This is a genomic window from Vibrio sp. 03_296 (assembly GCF_002265885.1).
In genome coordinates this window covers 1-860 of sequence record NZ_NPKW01000409.1, presented here as the reverse complement: position 1 = coordinate 860, position 860 = coordinate 1, and the positions used below count along the sequence as shown (strand labels likewise).

Annotated in this window: 1 pseudogene; it reads left to right on the top strand. The window is 45.6% G+C overall.

Annotated elements, in window-relative coordinates:
- Positions 1-594 (top strand): annotated as a pseudogene (gene prmB / locus CIK04_RS25015) (50S ribosomal protein L3 N(5)-glutamine methyltransferase); the annotation flags it as partial.
- Between the last annotated feature and the right edge of the window lie 266 nt (positions 595-860).

Genomic DNA, 860 nt, shown 5'->3' with positions numbered 1-860 from the left:
TTCACCAATTGGTGAACTTATCCAAGCGCAATTTGAACCATGGTTAATCGAAGAGCCAGTACGCATTATGGATCTGTGTACGGGCAGTGGCTGTATTGCAAGTTGCCTGTGCTCATGCTTTCCCTGAAGCTCGAAGTGGATGCCTGATTGATATCTCGTGGATGCACTCGCGGTAGCCGAGCAAAACATTCAAGACCACGGCATGGAGCAACAAGTTTTCCCTATTCGTTCCGATCTATTCCGTGATTTGCCAAAAGAGCAATACAACATCATCGTGACCAATCCACCATACGTGGATGAAGAAGACATGAATAGCCTACCAACGGAGTTCACTCATGAGCCTGCCYTGGGCCTTGCTGCTGGAACTGATGGTCTTAAACTCGTGCGTCGTATTTTGGCGAATGCACCGGATTACCTAACAGATAAAGGTATTTTGGTCTGTGAGGTGGCAACTCAATGGTACACATGATGGAGCAATATCCACATATTCCATTCACTTGGCTTGAGTTTGAAAATGGCGGCCACGGCGTCTTCTTGCTCACGCGCGAGCAGTTGTTGGCGTGTGCTGAGGATTTCCGTCTATACAAAGACTAAGCATTAACCCCTTTGCTGACACTTTTTGAGAAAACGCCCSGCTTTAATGATTTAAGCGGGCGTTTTTTCGAGATGACCGAAAAAGACAAAATTGATCGTTTTAGGGGTTTACATCAAAACACAATAGCGCCACTATGAAATCACGAAGAATTGAAATGTATAGCCTGGTTTACAGCGCTAACAATATTTGAGGAAGTAATGGCAGGAAACAGTATCGGACAACATTTCCGAGTAACCACGTTCGGAGAAAGTCACGGTATCGCACT